Annotated in this window: 18 protein-coding genes; 11 read left to right on the plus strand and 7 right to left on the minus strand. The window is 72.2% G+C overall.

The features are described 5' to 3' along the window. The first annotated feature begins 76 nt into the window (after positions 1 to 76). The 11 genes from ACIQOE_RS11075 to ACIQOE_RS11125 all read left to right on the plus strand — a co-directional run bounded on the left by ACIQOE_RS11075 (position 77) and on the right by ACIQOE_RS11125 (position 15,252). The gene (locus ACIQOE_RS11075; RefSeq protein ID WP_401411572.1) at positions 77 to 3,151 is read left to right on the plus strand and encodes a glycine--tRNA ligase; all 3,075 of its coding nucleotides are present in this window, start codon (positions 77 to 79) and stop codon (positions 3,149 to 3,151) included. Positions 3,152 to 3,469: 318 nt separating this feature from the next. Beyond that, the gene (locus ACIQOE_RS11080; RefSeq protein WP_401411009.1) at positions 3,470 to 6,457 is read left to right on the plus strand and encodes an AfsR/SARP family transcriptional regulator; all 2,988 of its coding nucleotides are present in this window, start codon (positions 3,470 to 3,472) and stop codon (positions 6,455 to 6,457) included. A gap of 247 nt (positions 6,458 to 6,704) precedes the next feature. Further along, positions 6,705 to 7,055, plus strand: coding sequence for a hypothetical protein (locus tag ACIQOE_RS11085; RefSeq protein WP_351315435.1), 351 nt, complete (start codon positions 6,705 to 6,707; stop codon positions 7,053 to 7,055). A gap of 112 nt (positions 7,056 to 7,167) precedes the next feature. Next, positions 7,168 to 8,463: a radical SAM protein gene (locus ACIQOE_RS11090; RefSeq protein ID WP_351937323.1), complete on the plus strand. Its 1,296-nt coding sequence runs from the start codon at positions 7,168 to 7,170 to the stop codon at positions 8,461 to 8,463. Next, positions 8,460 to 9,320, plus strand: coding sequence for a radical SAM protein (locus ACIQOE_RS11095; protein ID WP_351937322.1), 861 nt, complete (start codon positions 8,460 to 8,462; stop codon positions 9,318 to 9,320). The genes ACIQOE_RS11090 and ACIQOE_RS11095 overlap by 4 nt, the downstream gene beginning before the upstream one ends. A 7-nt stretch (positions 9,321 to 9,327) precedes the next feature. Further along, entirely contained in the window at positions 9,328 to 10,137 is an 810-nt protein-coding gene (locus tag ACIQOE_RS11100) for an aldo/keto reductase family protein (protein ID WP_401411012.1), read from the plus strand. After that, positions 10,124 to 10,807 carry a phytanoyl-CoA dioxygenase family protein gene (locus ACIQOE_RS11105; RefSeq protein ID WP_365561493.1) on the plus strand — a complete coding sequence of 228 codons (684 nt, stop codon included), beginning with the start codon at positions 10,124 to 10,126 and terminating at the stop codon, positions 10,805 to 10,807. Before ACIQOE_RS11100 ends, ACIQOE_RS11105 begins: the two co-directional genes overlap by 14 nt. A gap of 17 nt (positions 10,808 to 10,824) precedes the next feature. Then, a complete protein-coding gene (locus tag ACIQOE_RS11110) occupies positions 10,825 to 11,490 on the plus strand; it encodes a phytanoyl-CoA dioxygenase family protein (protein WP_365561566.1) in 666 nt (221 codons plus the stop codon). 60 nt (positions 11,491 to 11,550) lie between these two features. Further along, the gene (locus tag ACIQOE_RS11115; protein ID WP_401411014.1) at positions 11,551 to 12,744 is read left to right on the plus strand and encodes a cytochrome P450; all 1,194 of its coding nucleotides are present in this window, start codon (positions 11,551 to 11,553) and stop codon (positions 12,742 to 12,744) included. Between the two features lie 78 nt (positions 12,745 to 12,822). Next, positions 12,823 to 14,073 carry a YcaO-like family protein gene (locus tag ACIQOE_RS11120; RefSeq protein ID WP_401411016.1) on the plus strand — a complete coding sequence of 417 codons (1,251 nt, stop codon included), beginning with the start codon at positions 12,823 to 12,825 and terminating at the stop codon, positions 14,071 to 14,073. Positions 14,074 to 14,076: 3 nt separating this feature from the next. Further along, positions 14,077 to 15,252, plus strand: coding sequence for a TfuA-like protein (locus ACIQOE_RS11125; RefSeq protein ID WP_401411018.1), 1,176 nt, complete (start codon positions 14,077 to 14,079; stop codon positions 15,250 to 15,252). Between the two features lie 59 nt (positions 15,253 to 15,311). On the opposite strand, the gene ACIQOE_RS11130 is transcribed toward ACIQOE_RS11125, so the two are convergent. The 7 genes from ACIQOE_RS11130 to ACIQOE_RS11160 form a co-directional block, all read right to left on the minus strand. Further along, positions 15,312 to 17,336, minus strand: a complete 2,025-nt coding sequence (locus ACIQOE_RS11130) for an SWIM zinc finger family protein (RefSeq protein ID WP_401411020.1) — start codon at positions 17,334 to 17,336, stop codon at positions 15,312 to 15,314. Then, complete coding sequence (locus tag ACIQOE_RS11135) at positions 17,333 to 20,140, minus strand: DEAD/DEAH box helicase (protein WP_365576974.1); 2,808 nt, start codon at positions 20,138 to 20,140, stop codon at positions 17,333 to 17,335. Before ACIQOE_RS11135 ends, ACIQOE_RS11130 begins: the two co-directional genes overlap by 4 nt. A gap of 96 nt (positions 20,141 to 20,236) precedes the next feature. Further along, positions 20,237 to 20,818, minus strand: a complete 582-nt coding sequence (locus tag ACIQOE_RS11140; protein WP_362648802.1) for a sugar kinase — start codon at positions 20,816 to 20,818, stop codon at positions 20,237 to 20,239. Beyond that, positions 20,815 to 21,960: an ROK family glucokinase gene (locus tag ACIQOE_RS11145; RefSeq protein WP_351315466.1), complete on the minus strand. Its 1,146-nt coding sequence runs from the start codon at positions 21,958 to 21,960 to the stop codon at positions 20,815 to 20,817. The genes ACIQOE_RS11140 and ACIQOE_RS11145 overlap by 4 nt, the downstream gene beginning before the upstream one ends. 91 nt (positions 21,961 to 22,051) lie before the next feature. Continuing rightward, a complete protein-coding gene (locus tag ACIQOE_RS11150) occupies positions 22,052 to 22,840 on the minus strand; it encodes an ATP-binding cassette domain-containing protein (RefSeq protein WP_351315469.1) in 789 nt (262 codons plus the stop codon). Continuing rightward, a complete protein-coding gene (locus ACIQOE_RS11155; protein ID WP_365561478.1) occupies positions 22,837 to 23,877 on the minus strand; it encodes an ABC transporter permease in 1,041 nt (346 codons plus the stop codon). The genes ACIQOE_RS11150 and ACIQOE_RS11155 overlap by 4 nt, the downstream gene beginning before the upstream one ends. Next, on the minus strand, positions 23,874 to 24,878 hold the full coding sequence (locus ACIQOE_RS11160) for a sugar ABC transporter substrate-binding protein (RefSeq protein ID WP_351315475.1): 1,005 nt from the start codon (positions 24,876 to 24,878) through the stop codon (positions 23,874 to 23,876). Before ACIQOE_RS11160 ends, ACIQOE_RS11155 begins: the two co-directional genes overlap by 4 nt. Positions 24,879 to 25,035 lie beyond the last annotated feature (157 nt).

Here is a 25,035-nt window from a genome sequence, read left to right on the forward strand (position 1 = left end):
ATGGTCTCCTGAGCCTCAGCCGGGAGATGCCCTGAGCATGTGCCGTACCCGTGGAGGAATGATCTCGGTGTTGACGATGCAAGAAGCACTGCTGGTGCTGAACAAGTACTGGACCGAACACGGGTGTTTGGTCGTTCAGCCCATGAACACCGAGGTGGGTGCGGGCACGCTCAACCCCGCTACGTTCCTGCGGGTCCAGGGACCGGAGCCGTGGCGTGTCGCATACGTGGAACCGAGCGTCAGGCCCGACGACTCCCGTTACGGCGAGAACCCGAATCGGCTGCAGACCCACACGCAGTACCAGGTCATCCTCAAGCCCGAGCCCGGAAACGCGCAGGAGCTTTTCCTGGGCAGTCTCCAGGCACTGGGCATCGACACGGCGGCACATGACATTCGCTTCGTCGAGGACAACTGGGCGTCCCCGGCGCTGGGCGCCTGGGGGCTCGGCTGGGAAGTATGGCTCGATGGTCTGGAAATCACCCAGTTCACCTACTTCCAGCAGGCCGGCGGCATCACCCTGGACCCGGTGTCCGTCGAGATCACCTACGGCATGGAGCGCATCCTGATGGCGCTCCAGGGCGTCAATCACTTCAAGGACCTCAAGTACGCGCCGGGTGTCACCTACGGCGAGGCCTTCGGCCAGGCCGAGTACGAGATGAGCCGGTACTACCTCGACGAGGCCGACCTGGAGACCCAGCGGAGCCTTTTCGAGGCCTACGCGGGCGAGGCGCGCCGGATGCTCGACGCGCGTCTTCCCGTTCCCGCGTACTCCTTCGTCCTCAAGTGCTCGCACGCGTTCAACGTGCTCGACGCGCGAGGCGCCATCTCCACCACGGAGCGGGCGCGTTCCTTCGCCCGGATGCGCGGGCTGGCGCACGAGGTCGCCGAGCTGTGGGTCGCGCGCCGCGAGGAACTCGGTTTCCCCCTCGGCCGCGTGTCGGGCGGCGACGTGGTCCCGGCCTCCACCGCGGTCCCGGCCCCCACCGCGGTCGCGGCGGACGAGGCCCAGAACCGCACGGCCGCCGCGGAACCCGCGGCGGCCGAGCAGAGCGCGGTGGCCGAGCAGGACGCGGTGGCCCCGCCGGCCGAACCGGGACCGGCCACCCTCGTGGTGGAGATCGGCGTGGAGGAGATGCCGCCGGCCGAGGTCACCCGGACCGCGCAGGCGGTGCGCACCGCGCTGACGGAGAAGCTCGGCGCCACCCGGCTCGGGCACGGTGAGATCACGGTCGACGCCAGCCCCCGGCGCGTGGTGGCCACCGTCCTCGCCGTGGAACCCCGCGAGGCCGACTACGAGCAGACCGTGCGCGGGCCGCGGGTCTCGGCGGCGTACGACGCGGAGGGGAACCCCACCAAGGCGGCCGTCGGCTTCGCCAGGAGCAACGGCGCCGAACCGGCGCACCTCGGCCGTGTCACCGTCGGTGCCAACGAGCATGTCGCGCTCACCCGGCAGGTCGTCGGACGCCCCGCCGAGGAGGTCCTGTCCGCTCTCCTCGCCGAGGTCGTGACCGGACTCCGCTCCGAGAAGAACATGCGGTGGAACGCCCCGCGGCTCTCCTTCACCCGTCCGATCCGCTGGATCGTGGCCCTGCTGGGGGAGCGGGTCGTCCCTTTCACGGTGTCCAGCCTGACGTCGGGACGGACGACGCAGGTCCACCGTGACGCGGTGCCGCCCACCGCGGAGGTGGCGACCGCCGACGGGTACCTGCCCTTTCTGAAGGAGCACGGAATCCTCGCGGACGCCGCCGAGCGGCGGCGCCTCGTGGTGGACGGCGCGGCCCGGCTCGCCGAGGCCGTGGGCGGACACATCCAGACGGAGCAGTACGGCGCGCTGATCGACGAGATCACCAACCTGGTCGAGTCCCCCACCCCGATCCTCGGGAACTTCGACCCGAAGTACCTGACGCTGCCCGCGGACATCCTCGTCACCGTCATGCGCAAGCACCAGCGCTACCTTCCCGTGGTGGACGCCGGCGGCAGCATGCTGCCCCACTTCGTCGCGGTGGCCAACGGAGCGTGCGACCACGACGTCGTCCGCCACGGCAACGAGGCGGTCCTGCGGGCCCGGTACGAGGACGCCTCCTTCTTCTGGAAGGCGGACCTGGAGACCCCGCTGAGCGAGATGCGGCAGAAGACGCGCCTCCTCACGTTCGAGGAGCGTCTGGGCTCCATGGCGGACCGCGCCGACCGCATCTCGGCGATCGCCCTGCGGCTCGCGCAAGCCGTCGGCCTGTCCGGCCCGGACCGCGAGGTCCTGGAACGGGCCGCGGCCCTGACCAAGTTCGACCTCGGCTCCCAGATGGTCACCGAACTGTCCAGCCTCGCGGGCATCATGGCGCGCGAATACGCCGTGCGCGCGGGCGAGAGCCAGGCGGTGGCGCAGGCCCTCTACGAGAACGAGCTGCCGCGCTCCGCCGGCGACGCGCTGCCCGAGACCCTGCCGGGCGCCCTGCTGGCGCTGGCGGACCGGCTCGACCTGCTGGTCGGCCTCTTCGCGATCGGGGCCGAACCCACCGGCAGCTCCGACGCGTTCGGGCTGCGCCGCTCCGCGCTGGGCGTGGTCAACATCCTCCTCGGCAGGAGCGACCTGGCCGCGATCAGGCTCGGCCAGGCGCTGGCCGTCGCGGCGGAGTACCAGGCCGTCGCGGTCGAGCAGCGGCACCTGGAGGACGCGGCCCAGTTCGTGCTGCGCCGCTTCGAGCAGCAGCTGATCGAGCTGGGGCACTCCACCACCGACGTCCGCGCGGTGCTGGTGCGCGGCGACTCGCCGCGGCTGGCCGCGCGGACCCTGGAGGAGCTGGAAAGCCTGCAGGGTGACGCCCGGTTCGCCACCGTGCTCGCGGCGTTCCAGCGGGTCCGGCGCATCGTGCCGGCCGGGCTGGAGGCGGTGTACGACCCGGAGCAGCTGCACGAGCCCGCCGAACAGGCCCTGCACGCCGCCCTGGCCAAGTGCCGGCAGGTCCTCGAAGGGGAGACCTCGCTCGTCCGCTTCGCCGCGGAGACGGGCGAACTGGTCGACGCGGTGAACATCTTCTTCGACAACGTCCTGGTGATGTCCGAGGACCCCGCGGTCCGGGCCAACAGGCTGGGCCTGCTCGCCGGGGTCCGCGACCTCGCGGAGGGCATCGTCGACTGGGAGTCCCTGGTCTGAGAGATCCGCCCGGCCACGCGGCCGGAGCGGCCTCGACCGCACCTCGGCCGGCACGGCGGACACGTCGTGCCGGCCGTTCGCATGTCCTCCCCCGGAGCCGCCGTTCCCGCTCCGCGGTCCCGGCGGCGGCGGGTTGTATACACATTTTCGAGGAGGAACCGGCGCGATTGATAAGCTGGTTGTCCGCCGGCCTCGGTCGGCTGGCCATCTCAGCGCACAGGCGATCGATCCGAACGTGAACCGATCCCCACGGTGAGTTCGTGACCACGGTGGTGACGACGGCGTTGGGAGTGGTCGGGCGAGGAGGGCCTGGGCGAGGTGACGGACGAACTGTTCTTCGCCGTTCTCGGAGCGGTCCGCGCGTACCGCGGCGACGCCGAACTGCACCTCGGTCCGCCCCAGCTCCGGGCGATGCTCGCGGTCCTGCTCCTGCGGCCGGGACACACCGCGTCGAAGACGCAGCTGGTGGACGCGTTGTGGGGTCCCACGCCCCCGAGCAAGGCCACCACCACGATCCGTACCTACGCCTGGCAGTTGCGCAGGCTCCTGGAGCCGGACCGCTCCGCGCCGAGCGTGCTGGTGTCGGTCGGCGACGGCTACCGCCTGGTCGTCCCCCCGTCCTCGCTGGACGTCGGACAGGCCGAGACGCTCACGCGCGAGGCGGCCCAGGCACGCGCTTCGGGCCGGCTGGAGGAGGCGAGCGACAGGCTGGTGCGCGCGCTGGACCTGTGGCAGGGAGAGACGCTGGCCGGAGTGCCGGGCCCCTTCGCCATGCGGCAGCGCGACCGGCTTGAGGAATTACGGATCGCCCTGCTGGAGGAACGTTTCGACCTCGATCTGGCCCTCGGCCGCCACCGTCAGGTCATTCCCGACCTCGCGGACCTCACCGCCATGTACCCCCTGCGCGAGCGTCCGTACGGCCTGCTGATGCGCGCGCTCTACGGGGCGGGCAGACAGGCCGACGCGCTCGCGGTGTTCAGCGGTGTCAGGAAGCTGCTGCTGGAGGAACAGGGCATCGATCCGGGGCCCGAGCTGACCGCCGTCTACCGGCAGGTCCTGGAGAACGATCCGGCCCTGTCCATAGCGGCCGTCGAGGAACCCGCGGCGCCCGACGAGCCGAAGGCGCCCGAACCGCTTCCCGCGCCCGTCCGGGACCGGGAGCCGCTGCCCGTACCGGCGCAGCTTCCGCCGCTGCTGCCCGACTTCGCCGGCCGCACCGACGCCGTCAGCGACATGCACACCCTGCTGACGACGCCCGGCCGGCGCGCGCCGACCGTCGTGGCCATAGCCGGGATGGGCGGGATCGGGAAGACCTCGCTGGCCCTGTTCACCGCCCACGGCGTACGGCACGCCTACCCGGACGGGCAGCTCTACGCCGATCTGCGCGGCGCCGACGACAATCCGGCCGAGCCCGCGGGCGTCCTGACGGGGTTCCTGCTGTCGCTGGGCGTCGCCGCCGAGGCCGTACCCGACACCCTGGAGGACCGGACCAAGCTCTTCCGTTCGATGCTGGACGGGCACCGGGTGCTGATCGTCCTGGACAACGCGCGGGACGCCTCGCAGGTGCTGGACCTGATGCCCGGGTCGGTCGGCTGCGGGGTCATCATCACCGGCAGGTCCCGGCTCTTCGGTCTGCCGGTCACCAAGCAGCTCGGCATCGACACGTTCACGCCCGACGAGGCCCTCTCGCTGCTCGGCGCGGTCATCGGGCAGGAACGGCTCGACGCCGAGCGTGACCAGGCGCTCGAACTGCTCCGGCTGTGCGGATTCCTGCCGCTGGCGATCCGGATCGTGGCCACCAGGCTGGCGTCCCGGCCGCGATGGGCCGTCGCGACGCTGACCGCCCGGCTCGCCAACGAGCAGCGGCGCATCGAGGAACTGCGCGTCGGCGAGGTGTCGATCCACGCGGTCTTCGAACTCGGCTACCGGCAACTGCCGCCCGAACAGGCCCGCGCCTTCCGGCTGCTCGCCGTCCCGGGATCCCTGGACTTCGGGCTGCCGGTGGCGGCGGCCGCCCTCGCGACGGACGAGGAGACGGCGGAGGAGCTGCTGGAGGCCCTGGTGGACGCCGCCATGCTGGAGTCCCCCGAACCGGGTCGCTACCACTACCACGACCTGCTCCGCGCCTTCGCCCAGTGCACGGAGCCGGAACACCCGGACGAGACCCGGCAGGCCTTCGGCAGACTGCTCGACTACCTGCTGGCCACCGCGTGCAACGCCTTCGAGCAGGCCGTGCCCGGCGACCCGGTGGCGAACTCCCTCGGCCCGCTGCGGTCCCAGGGGCTGCGCTTCGACGACGTCCACACGGCCCGTTCCTGGATCACCGGTGAGATCGGGCTGGTGACGGCGGCCGCGCTGCACACCGTGGGGCTGCGGTCGGAGCCCTACGACGGTCAGTTGCGGACCGCCGTGGACCTCCTCATCGCGGTCAGTCCCTTCTGCGCGGACGTCCGGTTCGAGGAGCTGCGGTCCGCCGCCCTGGAGCTGGCGCGGGAGGCCGGGCTGCGGGGCGACCAACGGGTGCTGGGCCGGGCCCAGTTGCTGTGCAGCAGCATCGCCCTGCAGGCCGCCCGCCCGTCCGACACCGAGGAGCACGCGCGGCTGGCCGTCACGGCGTCCCGGAGCACGAAGGACACGGTCATCCTCCGGCAGGCGCTCAACAACCTCGGTGTGGCGGTCATGTTCCTGCATCGCTACGACGAGGCGGTGGAGTGCTTCGACGAGGCGATCGCGCTCGCCCGGGTCCTCGGCCACAGGTCCGGCGAGGCGGCGACCACCATCAACGCGGCGCTCGCCCGGGTGCGCAGCGGCCGGGCCGCCGAGGCGATACCGGCCTGCGAGGCGACGCTGGTGACCCTGCGTTCCCTGGGCGATCTTCCGGGCGTCGCCTACGCGTTGTACGTGCTGGCGCTGGCGCTGCACGAGCACGAGCGGTTCGGCGACGCCGTCGCCCGCTACACCGAGTGCCTCGCGGTCTGCCGGTCCGCCGGCATCCGGGGGCGCGAGGCGCACGCCCTGTACCGGCTCGCCGAGACGCTCCGCAGGACGGGCCGGTACGACGAGGCGGTGCGGTACGCCACCGAGGCCGTGGCCCGGTGCGAGCAGATCGGAGCCGTCCGGGACCACGCCTACGCGTTGATGGTCCTGGGCCGGGCCGAGGCCGACCGCGGCGCCGTCGAGACCGCCCGCCTGCGGCTCGCCAAGGCGTACGAACTCTTCACCGGGCTCGGTCTGCCCGATGCCAACGATGTCAGCCGGATCCTCGGCCGGCTGCCGGGCGGTTCCGCACCGGCGGACGCCACCTGACGGAGCCGGCAGCCGGCTCCTGAGGGCACATCACGGCACGTCGGCGAAATCCGTTTCGCGGCGGAACGGGAATGCCGAAATGGCGGGGCGCACGTCGAATATACCAGGGATGGACCACGTATATTCTCCGGCGTGCGAGAGTGGGCGCCAGCGGTCGCAATATGCGCAGAAAAAGCCGTGGAGCATTCAGTAATTCAGCTCCGGGGCGGCGCGGACCGAATTCGGCCCTTTCTTAGGAGGCGTTTGAATGCCCAAACCCCGCGAACAGAAGGACAACCACCTCATCTACGCCGACGCCGTGGGATCGCGCGGTAAGTCGGGCGTGTGGTTCGGCGAGCGCGAGGACTTCAAGGCCAAGCAGGTCAGCGTCATGGACGCCGTCAAGGAGCGGATCGAGTGGGTGCCGGTCGAGGACGCCGTCATGGCGATCAGCCTTGACCCGCCCGGCATCGTCCTGATGGCGCCCAACCCGTCGCTGCCCGGCATCATCGTCCTCGCCGACGGTGCGACGGCCGAGAACACCGAGCATCTCAAGAAGCACTACACCGAGATCGTTCAGGGCGTCCTGAAGGACGCGAACATCGCGCAAGAAGACTGATCGATCCATCCTGCTGCGGTGTCATCGGCAAGCGACGGTGGCACCGCAGCGGGCTTCTCGCTGTGCGGTTCGTTCCGACGCATGGCTGGTTCCGTTTCTTTAGGAGTTCACCGTGACGAACGATGCCGATCGACTCTGGAACAAGTATTTGCTTGTCGCGCAGGGAGCGGAGGGTATCGTCTTCGATCCCGTCTCCCTGGGGAGCGCGAGTCTCACCGCCGACGAGATGAAGCGGATACGCGACGACGAGCCTCAGATCCTGGCGGAGATGAAACAGCTGGGCTTCACCTCCGAGCCGCCGGCCGCACCTCAGCGCGATCTCATCTTCGACCGGATCAACGGGCTCGGCATGACCGGAAAGCCGCCGCGGATCAGCGGATACCGCATCGTGGTGACCGACCGCTGCAACATGACCTGCACGTACTGCTTCGTGGACACCAACACGGGCGCCGACGACATCACCATCCCCGACCTCCGCGAGGGGCTCGAGTACCTCTTCGAGCAGAACGCGGGTCAGGAGGAGGTCACCATCCAGTGGTTCGGCGGCGAGCCGACCACGCGGTTCGACCTGATGCAGTACGGCGACGAGTACGCTCTCGAACTCGCCGAGAAGCACGGGGTGGGGCGGGTGCAGTTCACCGTCGTCACCAATGGCGTCCTCATCAAGGACCCCATGATCGAGCACTTCAAGAAGTTCAAGTACGGCGTGGGCGTCTCCTTCGACGGGGCTCCCGACGACAACAAGGTCGAGCGGTTCCTGCTGTCCGGCAAGCCCGCCGACCAGCGGATCCACCGGAACATCCAGCGGCTGCTCGACGCCGGGGTGCACGTGGGCTGCAACCTCACCCCCACGCCGATCAACGTGAGCAACCTGCCGGACACCGTCGAGTACGTGCTGTCCCTCGGCATCAACTTCATCTACGTCAACACCCCCATTCCGATCTCCGGCCGCTGGCACGTCGACGGCGAGGCGCTGTGCCGCGCCGTGTTCCGTTCCCGGCTCCTCGCGCTGTCCCGCGGCGCCATGCTGTTCTCCTCGCTCGACCGCATCTACCAGGCCCTGGACACCCGCCTGCCGAAGATGTACGAGCACATCCAGCAGGACGGCGGCCTGAACGCGGCCCTGCTGTCCCGCGGGCGCATCTCCATCCTCGACCTGAACTGGCGCGACGACTCGTTCGTCTTCCCGATCAGCCAGCTTCGCGAGCAGCCGGAACTCCTCGCGGGAGCCGCCAAGAACCTCCTGCCGGCCAAGCAGTGCGGCGAGTGCCCCGCGGCCGCCGTCTGCGGTGGTCCGTCCCGCAACGACGTCTCGCTCCGGAACAACCCCGAGCCCGACCCGCAGATGTGCGACTTCTTCCAGGTGGGTCTCGAACTCGCCCTCACCGACCAGACGGGGTTGCAGTGACCGACAGCCTCGGAGCACTCAGCGGAGTGCTCGTCTCGACCGCCGACAACTGCGAAGTGAACTGCCGGTTCTGCTTCCGCGCCGATGTCGGGCGCGACGTCCTGAGCCTGGAGACCTACGCACGGGCCCTGTCGCGGCTCCACGAACTCGGCGTGGACGAGCTGTGCCTGTCCGGCGGCGAGCCGACCGACCACCCGGAGTTCCGTCAACTCGTGCGCGTCGCGATGCAGTTCGGCTTCCGCACCTCGGTGGTCACCGCCGCCAGGACCGGCCCGCGGCTCGATGCCCTCGCCGGTGTCGCCGGCATGCTCAGCCATGTCACCGTCTCCGCCGACAGCCGCAGGGCGGACGAGATCGGCCGTACCGGCCGGACCATCTCCTCGACACCGAAGGTCTTCGAGGCGCTGGGACACCGCCGGGCGAGCCTGCACGTCACCGCCTTCGAACTGGACGAGGACGACCTGAAGGACATCGTCTCGGTGGTCGAGGCGGCCGAGGTCCCGGTGGAGGTCAGCCCGCTGCTGCCGTCGCCGACGTTCCGTTTCGAGAACCCCCACCTCAAGCGCGACCTGGCGCTGATCGACACGTTCTTCGGCATGTCGGAGCAGCTGCGGACGGTGGTGTCGGACTACCACGAGTGGCTGCGCGGCCCGGTCGTGCGGTCCTGCCAGTCCGCACGGCTGTACCTGTCCGCGGACGGCTTCCTGCGCCGCTGCCCCTACGACAGTTCTCAGCAGGTGTCGGTCTTCGCGACGCGGCAGGAGATCGGCGAAGCGCTCAGGCAGTCGTTCTGCGAACCACCGACCACCGGTCTGGCGTGCATGGCGATCTGCCGTTCGGAATCCCACGAAGGGTGAGTCGTCCATGAACACGATGCAGGATCAGCCGTCCGTGGTGGTCGGCACCATGCGCTGCTCGGGGTCCTTCAACGGCCTGATGGTGCTGGGCCGCGACGCCGACGAGGGCCGGGAGTTCGTCGAGGGCGCGACCGCCCGCGGCTTCACCACGTTCGACACCTCGCCCGTGTACGCCCGCGGGAGAGCGGAGGAGGACCTCGGCGCGCACCTTCCCGCCGACGCGTCGGTCTGGACCAAGGTCGGGATCGACACCACCACGCCGCTGCCCACCCTGGACTACGGCCTCGAAGGAATGGCCAAGTCGCTGGAGGGCAGCCTGAAGCGGCTCGGCCGCGACCACGTCGAGGTCGCCTTCGTGCACAATCCGGAGCCGCGGCGGGTGTCGGACATCGACTTCGCCGGGTTCGCCGGGCACTGCTCGCGGACGGGGCAGGCGGATCTGGTGGGCGTCAGCGTGCTGCTGCCGGACGTGAGCCTGCCGCAGATCGCCGGCCGGCTGCCCGCCGGCAGCGTGGTCATGTGCGAGGCGGACCAGCTGGATCCGCGGGACACGACCGTGCGGCACCTCCTCGCCGACTACCGGCTCGTGATCCGCAGCCTCTTCTCGGGCGGCTCCCGGCTGCGGGAGGTGCCGGCCGAGCGCAGGGCGCAGACGATCGCCGCCAGGATCGCCGAGATCCACGAGATCTACCGCCCCGAGGCCGTGGTCATCGGTGCCAGGACCGGGGAGCAGCTGGACGACTACACGGCGGGACCGGCCTGGCTCGCGTCCGCCGCCCGGCACTCCGCACCCGGGCGGTCCCATGCCGCTCGATGAGACCGAGGTCGCGCAGCGGCTGCGGGTGTTCGGATTCGCCCACCTCCCGGGCGCCGCCGCGGACGCCGTGGAGGAACTGGGGCACGCCTTCGACCGGCTGATCGAGCTGCCGGCCGACGGTGCCCCGGCCGAACGGGTCACCCGGTTCGACGCCCTCGACGAGATGCCCGAGCTGCGGCGGATCTCCGGATCGGCGTGGGTGGGCGCGCTCTGCGGGGCGTTCTTCGAACGCCGCCACCAGGTCATCACCGGCGACGCCAACGCGCTCGTCGGCGACTCGTACTGGCACTCGGACGGCTTCTACACCACGCCGTTCCTGCGGTTCGTGCTGTACCTGGACGCCACCGCGCACGACACGGGCGCCCTGCGCTTCCTCCCCGGTTCGCACCGCGCCGACAACGGCTGGCTCGGGGAACCGACCCAGCACGTCATCAGGCACCGGGAGGACCTCGGCCTCACCGGCGGCGACGTCCCGGCGGTGGTCGTCGAGTCCCGGCCGGGCGACGTCATCGTCTTCGACACGAACGTCATGCACGCGGCCTGGCACGGCGACGTACGGCGGCAGCTGGCGTTCAACTGCGTCGGTGAGCCGGTGACCGAGACCGAGCAGCGCGACACGCGCCGCTACTTCCTCAACCGCTACGTCTCCGGATCGGTGTCCATCGGATGAAACTCGCCCCCTTGTCGGTGACCGACGCCGAGGTCACCCGCTTCAGGACGTTCGGCTTCCTCCACCTGCGCGGCGTGCAGGACGACGTCGTACCGGCCGTCTCCGACGCCTTCGAGGACGTCTTCGAGAACTTCCCGCAGGTCGGCCGCAAGGGGCGGGCGGGAGTCGCCCGGATCGCCGAGCGCAGCGAGGTGCTCCAGAAGGCGCTCCTGGCCGACGACCGGTGCCCCCGGGTGGCCCGCCGGCTGCTGGGCACGGACGTCGTCTACGTCGGCGGCGACGGGGTCCGCTACGACGGCGCCAGCTACTGGCACCGGGACGGCGACCACCGCGCCCTGCGGCTCCTGAAGATCGTCCAGTATCTGGAGCCGCTCGACCGCGGCACCGGAGCGCTGCGGATCATTCCGGGCACCCACCGCAGAGGCGGGAGCTGGGACTCGTTCGCCGCGGACCTGGAGAACCCGGGGCGTCGCCTCGGGATGCGGCCCGAGGAGGTGCCGGCCTTCGCCGTCGACTCCTCACCCGGTGATCTCATCGCCTTCGATCCGCACTCCTACCACGCGTCGTTCGGCGGCGGCGACCGGCGGCGGCAGATCACCACGACGTACGCGGCCGTGCCGGAGTCGGCCGAGGCGCGTCAGGAGCTGACGAGCTATCTGCTCGCCGACCGGACTCTCCTGTAGCCCCTCCCCCGGCACTCCGTCGGCCTTGTGAAGCGCGCGAATCGAACGGGTTGGATTGTGATGGACAACGTAACGGCGCAGACCACGGTGGCGCAGATCCCGACGGACCGGGAAGCGGAACCGGTCAAGTGGTTCGACGAAGTGCGTGAGTCGCACGGCGTGCACTGGGACGAGACCACGAACACGTGGTACGTGACGCGGTACGACGACGTGTACGACCTGCTGCCCGATCCCCGGCTCGGCGCCCAGGTGGAGACCTACTGCCCGCCCTCGCTGACGGAGGAGCAGGAGAACACCTACTGGCGGGTGACGGAGTTCATCGACCGCTGGCCCGTCTTCTCCGATCCGCCGCGGCACACCGGTATGCGGCGTCTGCTCCTGCCGCTGTTCACGCCCGCCGCGGTCCGGCGGATGGTCGCGGCGATGACGGACTCCGTGGCGGCGACGAGCCCCGCGGTGACGCCCGACCGGCTGTTCTCCGACGTCGTCAGGCCCGCTCTGGCGGCCGGCCTGAGCGATCTGCTGGACGAGGAGCCGGACGGGCTGGCACAGCTCGCGGACTGCGCCACCCGGATCCTGGCGGTCGGGCCGATCGAGACGTACGACCCGGCCGTCGGGCGGCTCGCGGAGGAGGCCCTGGACGAGCTGACCGCGCTCGTCGCACAGCGCTGCACGACTCCCCGGGGGGTCCTCGCCTCGGCGCTGAGCCGCGCTCTGACCGACGGGACGCTGGATCTCCTGGACGCGACCGCGATCTACGCCCAGCTGGTGAGCGGCGCGCTGGAGCCCACCGCGGCGGCCGTCGCCCGCCTGCTGGAGGCGCTGACCGGGCCGGAGAGCGCCGCCGTCGACCTGAAGGAGGACGTCGACGGCGCCGTGGACGAGGCGCTGCGGCTGGTCACGCCCTTCCACCTGGCCACCCGGCGCGCGCTGGCCGAGATGCCGCTGCACGGGCACACCGTCCGGGCCGAGTCGCGCGTGGTCCTCGTGCTCGTGGCGGCCAACCGCGACCCGAGGCGGTTCGCCGATCCGGAGACCTTCCGCGCGGACCGGACCGGGGCCCGCCATGTCGCCTTCGGGCGGGGCCGGCACGCGTGTCTGGCCGCCGGCCTCACGCGGCAGGTCATGCGGGAGATGATGCTGCAGCTCGCGGCGACCGGCGTGCTGGAGGGACTGCCCCGGCTGACCGCGGTGTGGAAGGGGGACTTCGGGGCGCGTTTCGCCGACGACCTCGTGGTCGCGCGGGACGCCTGAGGCAGGCCGCAGCAGAGCAGCAGCGACGCGCGGCGGTACGCCCTCCCGTCGGTCCCCGCTTCCAGAGAAGGCATCACGATGATGGTCGAACCGAACAGCCTGACAGCCCTGCGCCCGGACAGCTTCCGGCCCGACGCGGAGAGTTCGGACGCCGGACACGCCAGAAGCTTCGAGGAGACGTGGGACCTCCTGGAACCGCTGCTGCCGAGCGTCCCCGTCACCCGCGTGTACGACACCACCCCGCTGGACTACATCAGCTCCCCCGTGTGGTCGGCCGTGACCCCGCTGGCCGAGGACCTGATGGTGAGCGCGGGCAAGGGGGCGACACCGATCGCGGCGAAGCTCAGCGCCGTCATGGAGGCGATCGAGCGCGTCTCGGCCGAGGAGCTTCCGGCCCGCAGGATCGTCAGGGGTTCCTACGCGGACCTCGCTCCCGCCGGCGCGGTCGACCCGGCGGACTTCAACCTGCCGCTGGACACGGCGTACCGGCCCGACGCGGTCTTCTCCTGGACGGGGGCGTACGACCTGGCGCGCGGCGGCCATCATCTGGTGCCGGCCGACCTCGTCCTCAATCCCGCCACGGAAGGCATGACGGCCCGGATCGAGACCAACGGGCTGGCCTCCGGGAACACGTACTCGGAGGCGGTCCTGCACGCCGTCTGTGAACTCGTCGAACGCGACGCGGTGTCGGAGGAGGCGTTCTACTCCGCGCACCACGACCCGCTCTTCTCGCCCCGCCGGCCTCTGCGGGTCGTCTCCCCGGAGTCGGTCCCGGCCGGGGCCGCGAAGGACCTCCTCGACGCGCTGACCGGTCAGCAGCTGGTCGTGCGGATCCAGGATCTGACCAACGTGATCGGCGTGCCGGTCGTCCGGGTCGTCCTCTTCGACGACGGCTACTTCGGGCAGGAGGGCAAGGTGACCTACTTCCCCGGGTACGGGGCCGACCTGCGGCCCGAACGGGCGCTGCTGCGCGCCCTCACCGAGGCGTGCCAGGGCCACGCGAGCTTCGCCACGGGCGCGCGCGAGGTGTTCGAGACCGGGCGGGCCGGGCGCAGGCCGGCCGAGATGAAGCGGATCGACTCTCTGTACCGGAACCCCGGTTCCCTGCCGTTCCCGCGGGCCGAGGACGCTGGCGGCAGCATCCTGGAGAACCTGCGCACGATCGTGGGCCGGCTGCGGGACGCGGGACACGACCGGTGCCTGGTGACCGAACTGACCCGCGCGGACCTCGGGGTGCCGGTGGTCCGTGTCCTGGTCCCGGGCCTCGCCTCCCCCTACGGGGAGAGTTCGCGCACCCCCACCCTCCGCCTGCTGGAATCGGTGATCTGAGCCATGAGAACCACCATCTTCACCGGGCCGTCCCTGCCGCCGGGCGAGGCGCGGGCCCTGCTGCCGCAGGCGGACGTCCTTCCGCCCGCGCGACGCGGCGACGTCTACCGGGCCAGGGAGAGCGGCAGCTCCCGGATCCTCATCATCGACGGTTCCTTCTCGCAGGTGCTCCCGGTGTCCCCGCGCGAGGTCGTCGAGGTGGCCCGGGACGGCGCTCAGGTCGTCGGGGCGTCCAGCATGGGGGCCGTACGGGCCGCGGAGTGCTGGCCCGTCGGCGTCCACGGTGTCGGGGCCGTCTACCGGATGTACCGGGCCGGCCTCTTCGACTCGGACGACCCCGTCGTGGTGGCGACGGATCCCGACGACGACCACGCCGCGGTGAGCGTCGCCCTGGTCAACATCCGTGCGGCGGTCAGGAGGCTGTACGGCCTCAAGCTGATCACCCGGTCCCAGGGGGCGGAACTCCGCCGGGTCGCCGAGGAGTCGTACTATCCCGACCGGGTCTGGCGGCTGCTGTTCAAGAAGGCCGGGATCGACGACCCGGGGGGCGTGATCGCGGAAGCCGCGGCCCGCGTCGACATCAAGCGGACGGACGCGCTGCGGGCCGTCCGCTTCCTCTCGGCCCTGCCCGTCGGGGCTCCCGCCGACGGGGACGGCCGCCGGTTCGACCAGGGGCCGCGGTACGCCTCGCACGACCCGCTTCTCGGCCACAGCCGTACGGAACTCGACCTGTCCCTGCCCCCGTTCGTCTTCGGGACCGGCCGGTACCAGAAATACATCCGGTTCCTGCTGGCCGGGCAGGTCGACTTCGCGGGGCTGACCGCCAAAGGCGGGTCGAAACTGTCCCGGAATCCCTCGGTCGAGCCGGCTCTCGCGCGCCTCTTCCTGGACCGTCCGTCCCTGTCCGCGAACCTGATGGACAAGATCCGTCATTTCCGGCAGTTCGAGACGGAGGTGATGCTGTGGCATGCCGTCCGCCGGCTGAAGGACCACAAGACGAGCCGCACGAGGGTGACACCTCCGCAGGAGGCGAAGGCCAGGGACTCGGTGGCGAGGGCCCACGGCTATGACGACTGGGACGCGCTGACGGCCGACGTCCGTGGCGACGCCCTGCCCAGCGGGGTCCCCCTCGCCTGGATCGAGGAAGCCTGCCGGGACCTGGCCCTCGCCAGGTCCTGACCGCTCCGGGGGGCGGCCTCGCGGCGGCACCGGCGGGGCAGGGGGCGGGAGCGCAGCCGCTAGAGGTCGTCCGCCGCGCCGAGTCCGGTCAGTGCCCCCACCGGATCCGGGTCGGGGGTGCCTCTGGGCCACCAGTCGTCCTGGCCCGGCTCCGATTCGTAGGCGTACCACAGGCCGTCGCGGCCCAGCCGGAGCTGGACATGACCGCCGGGGTGGGTCAGGTGGTTGCGCCAGGGCCGGAACGCCGGGAGGTCGGCGGCCAGGAGCAGCGGTCTGGCCCGGTCGAAACGGCCGGCCGGCGGATCCCAGGGCTCCTCCAGCACGGCCAGCCCCTCCGGGCCGCCCTGGCGCCAGGCGGCGACCGCTCGGGCCAGGTCGCCCGGCGTGCGGCCGACGGCGTCCGCGAGCGAGGCGTACAGGGCGCGGGTGGACGCGGTCAGGCCGGAGCCGGGGCGGGCGGCGGCGAGGCGGACCGCGTCCTGCCACAGGGTCAGTTCGCCGACCGGATCGTGCCCGGTGGCGAGCAGGGCGTGGGCGCGGGCCGCGGCGTCCGTGGCGAGCTGGTCCAGGGTGAAGGCGTCGGGTCCGCCGGGCACGCCCGGGTAGACCGGTGGCTGCTCGGGGTGCGGCGGCACCGGCAGCGGGGGCGGCAGCGGCGGCAGCCGGCGCGGCTCCAGGGCCTCGGTGGCACGGACGCCGGGCAGCGGCACCGGCTGCCGTTTGCGGGCCGCGCGGGCCGCGTTGCGCCGGGTCAGCGCGTCGAGCACCTCGCGTTCCCCGCGGCCGCGGAGCAGGAGCAGGACGAACGGGTCGGCGTCCAGCAGCCGTGCCGTCCGGTAGCAGAGGGCGGCCGCGTGCTTGCAGGGGTGACCGAAGTCCGGGCAGCTGCACCGGGGTTCGAGTTCGCCGGGCCCCGGCAGCAGTGGCACCCCGCTCTCCGCGAGGGTCTGCGGCAGCTCCTTGTCGAGCAGCGCGGCGATGTTCCCGGGCCGGTCGGCGGCGGCCTCCAGGAACCGCTCCCACTCGTCCGCGCCGAAGGTACGCAACCGCACCTGCACGCGATACGGCCGCGGCCGGCTCCCCTGCACGTACGCGAGGACCAGTCCCGGTGTCACGGTGATGGCGTCCACCTGTCCCCGCTCGGCGTACCCGCGCCCGCGCGCCAGCCGTTTCGCGTCCAGCGCGCCCTCCTCCAGCGCCCGCACCCAGGCGTTGCCCCACCAGGTCCCGGCGAGGCCGGTGGGGGACGGCGGGGCGGGGAGGGCGGGGAAGGTGCGGCGCAGTTCGGTGTCGCGGTGCGGGGTCGCCATGGTGCCGGGCAGCCGCGGAGAGGCCACCGGTACGGCGGGCCCCGGGTCCGCGGGATCCGCCGCGCGGGGGCCCGCCGTACCGGGGTGTGCCTCGTCCTGGCCGGGGCGTTGCGCCGGAGCCCGCCGGGCGGGCGGGGCGTCGGTGCGGGCCGTTTCCGATTCCGGCTCAGGTACCTGATCCGGCTCGGGTTCCTGATCCGGCTCGGTTTCCGGCTCCGGCTCCGGCTCGTCCTTCGGCATCCTGAACGCGGTGCCCAGGTACTGCTTCAGGTCGCGGGCGGTGCGGCCGCGGGTCGTCTCCTGCGCCGGCGGCGCGGACCGGCGTGCCGCGCGGTCCGGGGACGCTTCCGGGGTCTTTGCCACCGCCGTCTCGGCCCGCCGCGCCTCCGCGCGGGCCGCACGCAGCGCCTCGCGCGCGGCGTCCCCGGGCCGGGCACCCGGCCGGACGGCGGCGGGGGCCGCGTCGACGGCGGCCGCCTCCTCCTCGGCGCCGGCCCCGGCGTCCCGCTGCCCCGCGTCCTTCGCCGCCGCGGCCGTCCGCAGCGCCCGCCGCGCCGCATCGCCCGGCCTGGCCTCCCGCCCGCCGACGGCAGCGGCCTCCGGAGGAACCGTGCCCGCGTCCGGGGAGCCCGCGTCCTCCCCCGCGGCAGCCGTGCCCTCGCGTCCGGTCCCGGCCGGTGCCGCCTTCTCGTCCTCGGTGTGCGCGTCGTGTCCCCGGGCCGCCCGCAGCGCCCGCCGTGCCGCGTCGCCCGGCCGCCGCTCGTCCTCGCTCATGCCGTCCTCCGCAGCGACACCAGGTCGGACAGCTCACGGTCCGTCAGTTCGGTCAGGGCCGACTCGCCGGAGCCGAGGATCGCGTCGGCGAGGGCACGCTTGGCCTCCAGCATCTCCGCGATGCGGTCCTCCACGGTGCCCTCGGTGACCAGCCGGTGCACCTGGACGGGCTGGGTCTGGCCGATGCGGTACGCGCGGTCGGTGGCCTGCTCCTCCACCGCCGGGTTCCACCAGCGGTCGAAGTGGACGACATGGCCGGCGCGGGTCAGGTTGAGGCCGGTGCCCGCGGCCTTCAGCGACAGCACCAGGACCGGAACGGCACCGCTCTGGAAACGGTCCACCATGTGCTCCCGCTCCGGCACCGGTGTGCCGCCGTGCAGCAGGTCGACCGGGACGGCGCGGTCCCGCAGGTGCGCGGTGATCATGCGGGCCATGCCCACGTACTGGGTGAAGACCAGCACCGAGCCGTCCTCGGCCAGGACGGTGTCGACCAGCTCGTCGAGCAGGGCGAGCTTGCCGGAGCGGGCGGCCTGGCCGTCGGCGCGCGGCTCCTCCTTGAGGTAGAGCGCGGGGTGGTCGCAGATCTGTTTCAGGGCGCCGAGCAGCTTGAGCACCAGGCCCCGGCGCGCGATGCCCTGCGCCGTCTCGATGGCGAGCATCGACTCGCGGACCACCGCCTCGTACAGCGCGGCCTGTTCACGGGTGAGAGGGACGGGGTGGTCGGTCTCGGTCTTGGGCGGCAGCTCGGGCACGATGCCGGGGTCGGACTTCTTGCGGCGCAGCAGGAAGGGGCGGACCAGGCGGGCCAGCCGGGCCACCGCCTCCTGGTCCTCGCCGTTCTCCACCGCGCGCGCGTGCCGGGCGCGGAAGGACTTCAGCGGGCCGAGGAGGCCGGGAGTGGTCCAGTCCAGGAGGGCCCAGAGTTCGGAGAGGTTGTTCTCCACGGGGGTGCCGGTGAGGGCCACGCGCGCGCGGGTGGGGAGGGTGCGCAGCGCCTTGGCGGTCGCCGAGTAGGGGTTCTTGACGTGCTGTGCCTCGTCGGCGACGACCATGCCCCAGGACCGGTCGGCGAGGCTGTCCGCGGCGGCGCGCATGGTGGCGTAGGTGGTCAGGACGAAGCCGCCGTCGACGCCGTCCAGGGTGCGGTCGGAGCCGTGGAAGCGGCGGACCGGGGTGCCGGGCGCGAACCGGGAGATCTCCCGCTGCCAGTTGCCGAGCAGCGAGGCGGGGCAGACCACGAGGGTCGGTTCGGTGCGGGCCCGCTTGAGATGCAGGGCGATGACGGTGATCGTCTTGCCGAGGCCCATGTCGTCGGCGAGACAGCCGCCGAGGCCGAGGGAGGTCATGAGGTCGAGCCAGGCCAGGCCGCGCAGTTGGTAGTCGCGCAGGGTGGCGTGCAGGCCGGCGGGCGGCTCGGCGGGCCTGAGGCCCTCCGTGAGGCGGTCGCGCAGGTCCGCGAGGAGGCCGACGGGGACCGCGGGGACGCTCTCGCCGTCCACCTCGGCCTCGCCGGTGAGCGCCGCGGAGAGCGCGTCGACCGGGTCGAGCAGACCCAGTTCGCGCTTGCGGGCCTTGCGTACCAGGGCCGGGTCGACGAGCACCCAGCGGTCCCGCAGCCGTACGACCGGACGGTGGGCCTCGGCGAGCGCGTCCATCTCCGCGTCGCTGAGCGGGTCGCCGCCGAGCGCCAGCTGCCAGCGGAACCGGAGCAGGTCCTCGCCCTCGAAGAAGCCGGTGCCGTCGGTCGCCGAGCCGGGGGCGGAGCGGATCACGGCGGCCGCGGTGAGGTCCTGGGCCAGGTCCCGGGGCCAGTGCACGGCGACCCCGGCCGCCGCCAGCCGGGTCGCGGCCACCCCGAGGAGGTCGCCCAGTTCCTCGTCGGAGAGGGCGAGGACGTCGGGTACGTCCTGCTCGGCCAGGCGGTCCAGCGGCGGCCACACCCGGGCGGCCCGGCGCACGGCAAGGGCCGCGTCCACCCGGGCGCGCGGGCCGAAGGCGCCGGCGTCGGACCGCCCGGCCCACAGGGCCGCCGCGTCGGTCATCAGGGTGGGGTCGGCGAGGCTGTGCACCTGGACGATCGCCGCGCCCGCGCGGTGCGCTCCCTCGCCGTCGTCGAACAGGTCGTGGGCCGACAGGTCCAGGCGGAGCGAGACGCGTACGCCCGCGTCCATGCCCGCGGCGACCTCCGCGGCCCACTCCCGGGCGTCCGGCAGCCGCTGGGCCCCGGCGGCGGCGAACGGCCTGCCCGAGGTGTGCGGTGCGGCCGGGGTGCGGGGCAGGGTGTCGGCGACGGCGTCCAGGAAGGAGCGGACCAGGGCCTCCGGCTGGGGCAGCCGGAGCGGGCCGGGGCCCGGCAGCGGGACGGCGTGGCCCTCGGCGGGCAGCGCGGCGGCCACCGCGCGCAGGTGGGCGATGTCGGCGGGTTCCAGGGGACCGGCCCGCCAGGCGTCGTGGCCGGCCGGGGTGAGGCCGGGCAGCAGGCGGCCCCGGGCGGCGAGCCGCAGCGCGTGCTGGGCGGCGGCGCCCCAGCAGGCGGTGGCGGGATGGGCGGCCGGGTCGTGGCGGGCCCGGACGAGCAGCGGCAGGGCCTCGCCGAGCGGCAGGGTCAGCGCGGGCACCTGCCGGCGGCGGACACCGGCTCCGTGCCGTCGTACGACCGTCAGGTCCTCGGTCGCGGCGGGCAGCGGGTCGCCGTCCGGGTCCCAGAAGGCGACGCGGCCCTGGCGCGGGAGGTCGGCCGGCAGGTAGACCGCGGCCAGGCGCGGCGAGACGCCGCCGGGTGTCCCGGCCGCCGTGCCGTCCATACGTTCTGCCACCTCCCGCCCACCTGTCGGATCAGACGTCTTCGACTGTACGGGCGGGGTCGGACAATCGGCTCCGGCGGCCTGCCGGTGCCCTCGCTAGGGAACGGTGCGCGAGACGACGTAGACCATCGGGTAGTTCGGGTCGGCCGTGTTCACGACGACGTCCTGGGTGGGTGCCGGGTTCTTCTGCTTGTGCGTCAGGCCCGACCAGGTTCCGGGGCCGGAGAACGTCCAGCCGGAGACCTTCCGGTCGCGGGCGGTGATGGTGATGTCGTCCTTCTTCAGGTCGCCCCGGTTGACGCCCATGCCTTCGAGGAAGCTGTCCAGACCGGCGCTGTTGGTGCGGAACTGGACATAGAGACGGCTGGTCTTCCAGTTGTTCGTCTCGTAGTAGGCGATCGTGTCGGCCGGGTGCGGGACCGGCACCTGGTAGAGCCGCCGCTGCACCTTGGAGGGCCAGCCCTCGGTGAGGCCGGTCGCGGAGTACTTGGACTCCTTGTCCTTGCCGCTGTTGCGGCTCTGGTTGGCGGAGATCACCAGATAGCCGGCCGGTACGCCGATCAGCAGCACGATGATCAGCAGGGTCAGTGCCCGGCGGCGCGCCTTGTGGCCCGGTGTCTCCGGCGGGCGGCGCGGTTCGTCGGGGGGCGCGGCCTGGCGGGGCAGTGCAGCGGTCATGCGGTGTCCCGGGTCCGGCGGGCCTCCGCGAACCGCTCGTACCGCTCGTGCCGCTCGACCCGGCGCCGCTTGGCGCGCCGGAACCGGCGGGCGACCAGGCGCGCGAGGTCGGCGGCGCCGACCATGCCGGCCTCGGGGCCCAGCTGGGCGCGGGCGATGCGGGCCTCGGGCCGGTAGCCGCGGCCGGTGAGCTGGCGCTTGAACGCGTCCCGCGCGGGTCCGATCAGCAGGTCGTCGGCGGCGCTGACGCCGCCGCCGATGACGAAGCAGGACGGGTCGAGGGCGGCGGCGAGGTTGGCGATGCCGACGCCGAGCCACTGGCCGATGTCCTGGAGCAGTTCGACGCACATCGCGTCGCCCTCACGGGCCAGCTCGGTGATCATCGGGCCGGAGATCTCGCCGATGTTGCCCTTGACGTGCTCGATGATCCCGTAGGCCACCGGGGAGTCGGCCTGGGCCAGCTCCTTGGCCTCGCGGACCAGGGCGTTGCCGGAGCTGTACTGCTCCCAGCAGCCGCGGTTGCCGCACGCGCAGCGGTGGCCGCCGGGCACCACCTGCATGTGGCCGAACTCGCCGGCGACGCCGAACTTGCCGCGCTTGACCTGGCCGTCCTCCAGGATCGCGCCGCCGATGCCGGTACCGAGGGTGATCATGACCAGGTGGTCCTCGCCGCGGCCGGCGCCGAACCGCCACTCCGCCCAGGCGGCGGTGTTGGCGTCGTTGTCGACGAGGACGGGGACCGAGAGCCGGCCGGAGAGGCGGTCGCGCAGGGGTTCGTTGCGCCAGGACAGGTGCGGGGCGAACAGCACGCGGTTGCGGTCGGCGTCGACCCAGCCGGCCGCGCCGATGCCGACGGCGTGCACGTCGTGCCGGTCGGACAGGTCCAGGACCAGCTCGACGATCGTGTCCTCGACGACCTTCGGGCTCTTGGACTTGTCCGGGGTCTCCGTGCGGAGCTTCTCCAGGATGTTGCCGTCGGCGTCCACCACGCCCGCCATGACCTTGGTGCCGCCGATGTCGATGCCGACGGTGGGGACACGGGGGGCCGTCAGGTGGGACCGGCGTTCCCTCGTCCCGACCGTTCGCAGGACGGGGGCTCGGCGGGAGCCTATGGGGGCGGTGAGGTCGCGGTAGGTGCTCATCGGGCTTGATTCTGCCGCACGGGGAGGAGTGCCGCCGTTCGGGGGAGATAAGGAAGGGTGCGCGCCGGTGCCGGGCGCGGGTGCGCGGCGGCTAGTCGCGCGGGGTCCCGGGCCCCGGGGTCCGCCGCAGTTCGTGGCTCAGTGCTTCCAGGTCGCTGCCGCCCGCCATCTGCCGGGCCAGCTCGTCCACGGTGACCGAGTCGCGGTCGTGGCTCGCCGCCATCGTGCCCCTCCTCAGCAGCACGAACCGGTCCCCGACCAGGTACGCGTGATGCGGGTTGTGCGTGATCAACACAACACCCAGGCCCTGGTCGCGTGCCGCGGCCAGGTAGGAGAGGACCACGCCCGACTGCTTCACTCCCAGTGCCGCGGTCGGCTCGTCCAGGACGAGGACCTTGGCGCCGAAGTGGACGGCCCGCGCGATGGCCACGCACTGGCGTTCGCCGCCCGACAGGGTGCCGATCGGCTGGTCGACGTCGCGCAGGTCGATGCCCATGCGCAGGAGTTCGGCGCGGGTGGTGCGGCGCATGTGGTCGACGTCCAGGCGCTTGAACACGCCCGTGCGCGGCTCCGAGCCGAGGAAGAAGTTGCGCCACACCGGCATCAGGGGCACCACCGCGAGGTCCTGGTAGACCGTGGCGATGCCGCGGTCCAGGGCCTCGCGCGGGGAGCCGAGCGTCGTCTCCTCGCCGTCGATGCGCAGGCTGCCGCCGTCGTGCGGGTGCAGGCCCGCGATGATCTTGATCAGGGTGGACTTGCCGGCGCCGTTGTCGCCGAGGACGCAGGTGATCTCGCCCGCGTGGACCTCCAGCGAGACCCCTTCCAGGGCGCGGACGCCGCCGTAGTGCTTGCTGACGCCGGTCAGCTGGACGAGGGTCATGCGGTGGCCTCCGCGCGCTTGCGGACCCAGGTGTTGAGCAGGGTCGCGAGGAGCAGCATCGCTCCGAGGAAGAACTTGAACCAGTCGGGGTTCCATTCGGCGAAGACGATGCCCTTGCTGGTCATGCCGAAGATGAGCGCCCCGACCGCCGAGCCGACCGCGCTGCCGTAGCCGCCGGTGATCAGGCAGCCGCCGATCACGGCCGCGATGATATAGATCAGCTCGTTGCCGACGCCCTCGCCGGACTGGACGGCGTCGTAGGAGAAGAGCAGGTGCTGGCCGGAGATCCAGGCGCCGAGCGCGACTCCCATGTAGAGGCCGATCTTGGTCCTGGCGACCGGGACGCCGACCGCGCGGGCCGCGTCCTGGTTGCCGCCGACCGCGAAGATCCAGTTGCCTGCGCGGGTGCGCAGCAGGATCCAGGAGGCGGCCGCGACCAGGGCGAGCCACCAGATGATCGTGATCTTGAAGTCGACGCCGCCCACGGTGAGGGTGGAGGCGAAGACCGCGCGGGCCGACCCGAAGCCCTCCATGTCGGCGATCGTCTTGGTGGAGACCGTGCCGTCGATCAGTTTGGTGAGGCCGAGGTTCATGCCGGTGAGCATGAGGAAGGTGCCCAGGGTGACGATGAAGCTGGGCAGCTTGGTGCGGGTGAGCACGAAGCCGTTGAAGGCGCCGACGGCGAGCGTCACGAGCAGCGAGACGCCCACGCCGACCCAGGTGTTCGCCGTCATCTGGTAGCTGAACATCGAGGAGACCAGCGCGGAGGAGGTCACCAGGACGCCCGCCGAGAGGTCGAACTCCCCGCCGATCATCAGCAGCGCGACCGGTACGGCCATGATGCCGATCGTCGAGGAGGCGTAGAGGACCGTGCTGATGCTCGACGCGCGCAGGAAGCCGTCGGCCGCCACGGCGAAGAAGAGGAGGACGGCCAGGGCGCCGACGACCGAGCCCAGCTCCGGACGGGAGAGGAGCCTGCGCAGCGGAGAGGTCTGCAGAATCCTTTCGTCAGGAGCCCGGTCCACGGTCGCGCTCATCGGGTGCCCCGCTCGGTGTACTGCGCCAGCTCGGCCGCCTGGTCCTTGGTGACGATCTGCGGGCCGGTGAGCACCGGCCGGCCGCCGCCGAGGACGTCGCCGTTGTACTTGTAGAGCCACAGCAGGTCGACCGCCTGGTAGCCCTGGAGGTAGGGCTGCTGGTCCACGGCGAAGCCGAGGGTGCCGTCCTTCAGTTCGGCGGCGACCTTCGCGTTGAGGTCGAAGGTGTCGACCTCGGCGCGGCTGCCCGCGTCCGTCCTCGCCTGCACGGCGGTGTCGGCGTACGGCGCCCCGAGCGTGACGACCGCGTCGACCGACCGGTCCGCCTGGAGCTTCGCCTCGATCGAGGACTGCACGTCGGGCATGTTGGTGCCGTTGACGTAGAGGTTCTCGACCTCGCCGTGGAAGGTCTTCGCGACGCCCGCGCAGCGCTGCTCGTGGCCGACGTTGCCCTGCTCGTGCAGGACGCACAGGGCCTTCTTCCGGCCGCGCCGGTTCAGCTCGTCGCCGACCGCCTGGCCCGCGACGGTCTCGTCCTGGCCGATGTGCGTGAGGGCGCCGAAGGCCTTGGACTCCTCCGAGCCGGAGTTCACGGTGATCACCGGGATGCCGGCCTTCTCGGCCCGGGCCACGGCCGCCTTGAGCGCGTCGGGCTTGGCGAGGGTGACGATGATGCCGTCGACCTTCTTGTCGACCGCCGCGTCCACGAGCTGCGCCTGCTGCTGGGCCTCGTCGTCGTGCGAGTACAGGAAGTTGATGTTGTCCTTGCGGGCGGCCTGCTTCGCACCGCTCTGCACGATGTCCCAGAAGGTGTCGCCGTCCCCCGAGTGCGTGATCATCGCGAAGGTCCAGCGGGGCGTGTTCACCGCCGCCCGTCCCTGGGCCGCCGCCGCGCTGCGGGCGTCCTCCGCCCGCTTGCCGCCGGTACTGCTGCATCCCGCGAGGGTGACGCCGAGCGCCACCGCCACCGCGGTGCCCACCCAGGTCCGAAACCGTGCCACGAGGCCGTGCCCTTCTTGCCGTGCTCATACGTGCGAGAGGGGCGGGCAAGGCTCACCGTGGGTGACCACCGACGGCGACCTCGCCTGCCCCAAAAGCCTCAGTATCGAACATGGGGACACTCCTGACGGCGGCGGGCCGCACTCCGCGTCCGCCTTG

Origin of the sequence: Streptomyces sp. NPDC091282, from assembly GCF_044757385.1 — a bacterium.
Lineage (GTDB): Bacteria > Actinomycetota > Actinomycetes > Streptomycetales > Streptomycetaceae > Streptomyces > Streptomyces gramineus.

Excerpts from the sequence above, each read along its gene's own strand:
- ACIQOE_RS11075 (WP_401411572.1), top strand. The coding sequence starts at position 77 with ATGCAAGAAGCACTGCTGGTGCTGAACAAGTACTGGACCGAACACGGG.
- ACIQOE_RS11085 (WP_351315435.1), top strand. The coding sequence starts at position 6,705 with ATGCCCAAACCCCGCGAACAGAAGGACAACCACCTCATCTACGCCGAC.
- ACIQOE_RS11100 (WP_401411012.1), top strand. The coding sequence starts at position 9,328 with ATGAACACGATGCAGGATCAGCCGTCCGTGGTGGTCGGCACCATGCGC.
- ACIQOE_RS11105 (WP_365561493.1), top strand. The coding sequence starts at position 10,124 with ATGCCGCTCGATGAGACCGAGGTCGCGCAGCGGCTGCGGGTGTTCGGA.
- ACIQOE_RS11115 (WP_401411014.1), top strand. The coding sequence starts at position 11,551 with ATGGACAACGTAACGGCGCAGACCACGGTGGCGCAGATCCCGACGGAC.
- ACIQOE_RS11120 (WP_401411016.1), top strand. The coding sequence starts at position 12,823 with ATGATGGTCGAACCGAACAGCCTGACAGCCCTGCGCCCGGACAGCTTC.
- ACIQOE_RS11125 (WP_401411018.1), top strand. The coding sequence starts at position 14,077 with ATGAGAACCACCATCTTCACCGGGCCGTCCCTGCCGCCGGGCGAGGCG.
- ACIQOE_RS11130 (WP_401411020.1), bottom strand. The coding sequence starts at position 17,336 with ATGAGCGAGGACGAGCGGCGGCCGGGCGACGCGGCACGGCGGGCGCTG.
- ACIQOE_RS11135 (WP_365576974.1), bottom strand. The coding sequence starts at position 20,140 with ATGGACGGCACGGCGGCCGGGACACCCGGCGGCGTCTCGCCGCGCCTG.
- ACIQOE_RS11140 (WP_362648802.1), bottom strand. The coding sequence starts at position 20,818 with ATGACCGCTGCACTGCCCCGCCAGGCCGCGCCCCCCGACGAACCGCGC.
- ACIQOE_RS11145 (WP_351315466.1), bottom strand. The coding sequence starts at position 21,960 with ATGAGCACCTACCGCGACCTCACCGCCCCCATAGGCTCCCGCCGAGCC.
- ACIQOE_RS11150 (WP_351315469.1), bottom strand. The coding sequence starts at position 22,840 with ATGACCCTCGTCCAGCTGACCGGCGTCAGCAAGCACTACGGCGGCGTC.
- ACIQOE_RS11155 (WP_365561478.1), bottom strand. The coding sequence starts at position 23,877 with ATGAGCGCGACCGTGGACCGGGCTCCTGACGAAAGGATTCTGCAGACC.